The following is a 6,453-nucleotide window of genomic DNA, read 5'->3' as shown; positions in this document are numbered from 1 at the left end:
TAGTTTTACACACTTTTTGGCCTATAACCCCAAAATGCAGGTAAGTAAACTGCAGATAAGTAACAAAAAAAGCTCTCGACTTACGAGAGCTATTCGCTGGGGTACCTGGACTCGAACCAAGAATGGATGAACCAGAATCACCTGTGTTGCCAATTACACCATACCCCAATTGGCAGGCTTCGCGGCTCTTGGAACCGTTCCGTCTTTCGTACCCCCGACCGGATTTGAACCGGTGTTGGCGCCGTGAGAGGGCGTAGTCCTAGACCGCTAGACGACGGGGGCTTCATTTATTGCTACGCTCTTGACGCAACAAACGTCAACTCTACAACATAAAAGGATAATAAGCAAGAGCGGCGTGTTGAAAAAAATAATGTACAGTTTCATACACGCGCACCAATTCTTTTAAGACATTATGTGTTGACAACAAATACAACTCATTAATCAAAATAAATACACACTACACTGTCAAATAAACTAAAGAAAAAGGCGAAAACGTAGCTATATTGCCAAGTTCTCGCCTTATTCAGATTTTATTTGCGCTTATACATTATTTGCGATTTACAAATGCTCACGCAAGCCGGACAAACGCGCCAAAGTCACATCTTTGCCCACGATTTCCATGGACTCAAACAGTGGCGGAGAAACGCGACGACCAGAAAGTGCAACTCGCACAGGACCAAATGCCAAGCGCGGCTTGTAACCAGCTTCCTCAACAAGCTTCTTGTTCAAAAGCTCATGCAAAGAATCAGTATGCCAATTAGAAGCATCAACGCCCTGCAGAGCAGCGATTGCGGCGTCAAGAACCTCGCCTGCAGATTCCTTCAACTGCTTACGAGCGTCGTCATCTGGCGCAATGTAGCCATCTTCGCTTAACAGGCTACCAACCATTCCAGCAACCTCACCAAGCAAACGCACGCGAGGCTGTACAAGAGGAGCTGCAGCGCTAAGCACCTCACGCTCGCGATCAGTCAACGCATCCCAAGAATCCGCGCTAACTACACCATCCTTATGCAAGTAAGGCACGGAACGGTTCAAGAAATCTTGAGGCTCAAGCATGCGAATATGCTCAGCGTTAATCGAAATTGCTTTATCCAAGTCAAAGTGCGCAGGATTTGCCTTAACGTCTCGCACATCGAACTTTTCAACCATCTCGTCCATAGTGAACACGTCACGATCAGGCGCAATAGACCATCCAAGCAAAGCCAAGTAATTCAACAAGCCTTCTGGAATAAAGCCGTTATCTCTATGCAAGAACAAGTTGGACTCTGGATCTCGCTTAGAAAGCTTCTTCTTACCTTCGCCCATAACGTAAGGCATATGACCGTAAAGTGGAGTTTCCTTAGCAATACCCATTTCCATAAGGTAACGGTACAGCACAATCTGACGAGGCGTAGAGCTCAAAATATCCTCACCGCGCAAAACCACGTTCACATCCATCAACGCGTCATCAACAGGATTTGTAAGCGTGTACAGCGGATCACCATTCGGGCGCACAATCACATAATCTGGAACAGATCCAGCTTTAAAAGTAATCTCACCACGAATCAAATCGTTAAAAGTAATGTCTTCATTTGGCATCTTCAAACGAAGCGCAGGTTTGCGACCTTCGTCGCGAAAAGCTTGCTTCTGTTCTTCAGTAAGATTGCGATCGTATCCATCGTAACCAAACTCAGCTGGACGACCTGCAGCAACGTTACGTTCCTTAATTTCTTCTGGAGTAGAGAAGGATTCGTAGGCATATCCTGCATCAAAAAGCTTTTTCGCTACGTCCTTATAAATCTCCATGCGCTGGGACTGGCGATATGGACCATTATCTCCACCAACGTCAATACCTTCGTCCCAATCGATATTAAGCCAACGAAGAGCCTCAATAATCTGCTGGTAGCTTTCCTCGCTATCACGCTCATTGTCGGTATCTTCAATACGGAACAGCAATTTGCCATGAGTATGGCGAGCCTCAGCCCAGTTAAACAGCGCGGTACGAACCATACCCACGTGAGGCGTGCCGGTTGGCGAAGGGCAAAAACGCACACGAACATTTTTTGGAAGTTCAGGCTTTGCGGATTTTGTTGCATTATTAGCAACTTCTTGAGTTTCCTCGATATCAGTCATAGGTTCCATTGTGCCGCGCGTTACGGACGTGCCGTATGTACAGGTGAACATCAACCTATCAACAATGCTAATCTAAAGTTTGAGTTGATTCCTTATTGCCTTCAACATGCGCAAACTTAGCCGCTAGCGCTTCACGAGATTTGCGATCGTCTTCTTCTTTTGCACGCTTTTTAGCCTCTTCAGGATCCCACAGCACATCTTCACGATGCTTTTTCCACTCCGCAGCTAACAAAGGCGACGCAAAATTAATTATCGCGCTAATACTATTTTCGTTACTTTCGCTATTTTTATTACTTTCACTGCAATCTACTTGCAAATTGCGCACGCAATCAACAAGCTCACGCCACTGAGTATCTTTAAACATCATGCGAGGCACACCAGCGCACTCACACACCTCGTTGATATAAAGGAAAATTGGTAAAGTTTCATAAATATCGCTAGCTTTTGCAACTAGCTTGATAAGAATACACAAAATCAGCATAATTTTTTGCGACTCTACAGATTCTTTGTATTCAAAGGATTGCTTTTTTGCGTATTCGATAGCGTTTTGCAAATCTTCAGCAACCCAATTTCCTTGCACTCCCAACGTATCTGCAGCGCTATTAATTGCATCGGCATCTTCAGAGGCGTGCGAGTAAAGTTCATTAAAAATGGTTTCTATATTATTTGCATTGTTTTCTAAAATTTCTGCTTCCGCTTCGTTGTAATGAGGCTCATAGCACGAATCCATTTCATCGTAGGCGTCCGCAGCCGCAAGCAAAGCATCCACAATTTCTTGCGGACGACCAGGGATTTCGTCTGCGCCTTCATACACAAACTCAGCGTCCGGCACAGTAACGTCAAGATTTGTAAGTATTCGCGCTATCGCTAACATTGAGCGCACTTCCAGATTTTCAGCATATTTTGCATCATTATCAAGATGACGAGCTTCGCTAAGAGGCCATAATTCCGTTAAGTCAGCTGCAGTTTGAGAAGCATTGCGTAGCATTGATACACATTCCGTATATTTAGCACATTCAGAACCATTCACCATTCCGATACTCCTTTGCATCACACAAAATATGGTATTACAAACTTATTTAATAAGCTCATTACATAGCTTCCATTCGCCGAAATAATGAGTTTACTTCACAACTTATTGAACATTCGCAGCAGGATCTACATACGTAATAGAAAGCACGCGCAAAGTCTTGCAATCGTAAGTAATAGAAGTAATTGATGCCAATGCCGTGTGCCTAAGAAGCATATTATGCTCAGCATGACCAGTTTCTAGCAGGTGGCGATAAGACCAAATCGGCGATTCGTGAGTGACTGCAACGATTTGCTCGCCAGGGTGCTTACGAACCTGCTCGCGCGCAAAATCACCAACGCGAGCGGCGATGCTTTTGTAGGATTCTCCCCAACTCGGCTTCCACAAATTTGCAACAAGCTTCCAGTTATTATTCTTCCAAAGTGCGCCCTCTCCGTAGCCAATGCGTTTTCCACGGAAATTATTACCAGCTTCAATCAAGCGCTTATCTAAAATAATGTCGCTTTCATGAGACTGAACCGAAGATTGCGAAGAAGATTGCTCAGAATCCTCACCGCAGTGCGCTTTTACATAGTAAGAATTTGTGATATCACGCAAAGCATCCTCAATTTCGCGCGCTGTTTCGCGAGTGCGATCAAGAGGCGACGAGTAAATTGCGCTAATTCCTCGCATTTGCGGAACTGTTGCAATATATTGCGCTGTAGCTCTTGCCATCCGCACACCTCGCGCAGAAAGATGAAAGCCTGGCAAGCGCTCGTACAGCACATGATTCGGATTATCTACTTCCCCATGACGCACAAAATGAATTGTTGTAGCCAGCATTCCTAACTCCTACTTTTACTTCCAACCTTTTGGCGTATGATGTAGCGACCACTGCCCTAGGCGATGTGCAAAACTCGTATCTTTTTCGGCAACATAATCAGGCTGCTTAGACTTAGTGTCATCAAGCAGCCACTTGCGAATCACAAAATTCCATACTGCCACAACAACCGTCGCAATTAACTTACCAATATTCGTTCTAAGCACGTATATTGCAGTTTTGCTCATAGCTGCTGTCATTCCCAAAGTACTCGCCCAAATAATCACATCGTTAATAAGCAAGCCAATAACCGCGGAAATAACAAAAATCAGCAATTCCATCCAACGAGCCATGTCTTCGCGGTGCTTAAACACGTATTTCATACTGGCAATATAGTTAAAAATAAGCGAAATAATAAACGAAATAGTGCCAGCAACCACGTTATTTACGTGCACAAGCAGCAACAAATTCAGCAGCGCGACGTCAATAATCAACGCAATAATGCCGACAATACCGAATTTCACAACCTGTTCAATAAGCTTTTTCATACATTCCATTAAACACGCGACGGCTAACAATTAACATATAATTGTTACGTAATATTGGAAGTAATATTGTGGAGTAATAAAACTTACTAAATTTAGCAAAGGAGCGATTATGCCAGTTATTCATACTCATGTTTCTGTAAGCACAACACCTGCCCAGCGCGACGCATTAAAAGCTGCTTACGGCAAGGCGATTAGCGCAGTTCCAGGCAAAAGTGAGCATTGGCTTATGTGCCCATTCGAAGATAATATGCCGATTTATTTTGCAGGAGATAATTCCAAGCCTGCAGCTTACGTTGAGGTGAATGTGTTTGGTTCCAGCGTGCCTGGTTCGGCTTGGGAAAAGTTGACTGAGCAGATTATGGCAGCTTTGGAGCGCGAGCTTGGCGTACCTCAAGACCGCACTTACATTCGTTACACTGCAACCACCGACTGGGGTTGGAACGGCGGCAACTTCTAATCGCAAGTCGCACGTCGCAAGTCGCACGTCGCAAGTCGCGTGTAACAAGCCGCAACTCACAAATAATCACATCACAACCTAACCAAAAGCCTACCGCAAACAAGACGGTAGGCTTTTGCTTTACAAACGAATGTTGCTTTGCAAAACATCCGCTTGCGTAATTAAAATTTTTGCGGTGTCATAATAAATCTATTAAGTCCTACTTCATTTCTAAACGTGTCGAATTGCACACGGTTAAAATCTGGATTATTCAAAACTTCCCATAAACCTATATATTCCAAGTATTTCTGTTTCTCATCCAGTTTTGTATAACAAATCTAGGATCATCATTATTTTTATACTTAGCAATATCCATAAGACTTATATAGTCACTTTTAAAGTCTTCAGTATAAATCTGAATAGCAAATCCCTTTGCTTCCCGTGTTATAAGTTATCTATAGTTTCATCACGTGTTGGATACAATGAAACCTTGCCCTTGAACTCTGAAACATTTTATAGGAATCCTGAAACCTTAGCTCGCAGCATCATATTATTTCTTATTGAAAATAAGAAATAATATCTCAAATAACACTCACAAGATAGCATACAAAAAGATGGCTCTAACATATCGCTAGAGCCACCTTCCAATAAACAATGCTAGTTACTTAAAACAGGCAGTGCCTACTTATTTGTTTCCTTCCATCATTTTCTTCTTGCAAAAAATTGCAAGCCCCGCAATCGAGAAGCCAAGCACTGCAAGCAAGACTGCAAACGATGCTGATTCGCCTGTCTTAGGAATCATACCAATACGCTTTTCAGACTGCGCCTTAAGAGCTGATGTCTTAAGCTGCAGCTTATGCTGTGACTGCTTAACTTCTGGATCATTTTCAACGGCGTTGTTTACAGCATTGTTGTCAACACCTGCATTGGATGTGCCCGTAGTGCCAGTGCCTCCACGAGAGCGCATTCCCTTTATAACGCGGATTCTAACAGCTGCACGAACGTTAGCTGCGTTAGCTTTAGCATCCGCAAGCACCCTACGAGCCTCCACAAGCCTGCGTACAGCAGCATCCACCTGAGCCTGCGTTGCATTTGGATTAGTCGCGACGCGCTTAGCCTGCGCCAAAGCATCATCTAACATATCAGCCGCCTGCTTAACAGCCGCATCCGCCTGCTTAACTTCTGGAGCATTTTCAACGGCGTTTGCGTCACCAGCTCCAGCATTGCCAGGCTTAGAATCACTTTCAGCACTATCAATCTGAATGCTCAACTCGCCCTTATCCACAGTAGTAGGCGCATCATCGTTCACACCAGTGCCTGCGCCACCAGGGAGTGAGCCGGGCGATGGCAGTGAACCAGAACCACCAGCAGAGCCAGAAGAACCTGAACCACCAGTAGAACCAGAAGAACCAGAACCACCACTTTCGCCATGTTCTGAACTAGATTCTTTTGCCTTCACCTGTAGCGCATCTGTAACTGTAGTCAAGTTTCCTCTCGTTAACTTAACAGGCTTTCCATCGTTTACTAG

At 44.3% G+C, this 6,453-nt stretch carries 6 protein-coding genes and 2 tRNA genes; 1 reads left to right on the top strand and 7 read right to left on the bottom strand.

Features of this window, described 5'->3' with window-relative positions; genetic code table 11:
* Window positions 1-96: 96 nt before the first annotated feature.
* From HMPREF3208_RS00190 to HMPREF3208_RS00165, 6 genes are all read right to left on the bottom strand, one after another.
* Window positions 97-168: transfer RNA gene (locus tag HMPREF3208_RS00190), tRNA-Gln, on the bottom strand.
* 41 nt (window positions 169-209) lie between these two features.
* Window positions 210-282: transfer RNA gene (locus HMPREF3208_RS00185), tRNA-Glu, on the bottom strand.
* 276 nt (window positions 283-558) lie between these two features.
* Window positions 559-2,121: a glutamate--tRNA ligase gene (gene gltX, locus HMPREF3208_RS00180; RefSeq protein WP_155639935.1), complete on the bottom strand. Its 1,563-nt coding sequence runs from the start codon at window positions 2,119-2,121 to the stop codon at window positions 559-561.
* Window positions 2,122-2,179: 58 nt separating this feature from the next.
* Window positions 2,180-3,145, bottom strand: a complete 966-nt coding sequence (locus tag HMPREF3208_RS00175; protein WP_032814079.1) for a hypothetical protein — start codon at window positions 3,143-3,145, stop codon at window positions 2,180-2,182.
* A 102-nt stretch (window positions 3,146-3,247) separates the two neighbouring features.
* Window positions 3,248-3,964: a histidine phosphatase family protein gene (locus HMPREF3208_RS00170; protein WP_016636846.1), complete on the bottom strand. Its 717-nt coding sequence runs from the start codon at window positions 3,962-3,964 to the stop codon at window positions 3,248-3,250.
* A gap of 15 nt (window positions 3,965-3,979) precedes the next feature.
* A complete protein-coding gene (locus HMPREF3208_RS00165; protein ID WP_032814082.1) occupies window positions 3,980-4,489 on the bottom strand; it encodes a GtrA family protein in 510 nt (169 codons plus the stop codon).
* A 109-nt stretch (window positions 4,490-4,598) separates the two neighbouring features.
* On the opposite strand from HMPREF3208_RS00165, the gene HMPREF3208_RS00160 reads away from it, so the two are divergent.
* Complete coding sequence (locus tag HMPREF3208_RS00160) at window positions 4,599-4,946, top strand: phenylpyruvate tautomerase MIF-related protein (RefSeq protein ID WP_016636848.1); 348 nt, start codon at window positions 4,599-4,601, stop codon at window positions 4,944-4,946.
* Between the two features lie 664 nt (window positions 4,947-5,610).
* On the opposite strand, the gene HMPREF3208_RS06840 is transcribed toward HMPREF3208_RS00160, so the two are convergent.
* Window positions 5,611-6,453: LPXTG cell wall anchor domain-containing protein (locus tag HMPREF3208_RS06840; protein WP_230953025.1), on the bottom strand; the 843-nt coding region annotated here is incomplete at its 5' end.

It is taken from the genome of Gardnerella vaginalis (assembly GCF_001546485.1).
GTDB classification, from domain to species: domain Bacteria; phylum Actinomycetota; class Actinomycetes; order Actinomycetales; family Bifidobacteriaceae; genus Bifidobacterium; species Bifidobacterium vaginale_D.
Note: the sequence above shows the minus strand (reverse complement) of the source record. Positions and strands in the feature narration are given on the sequence as shown.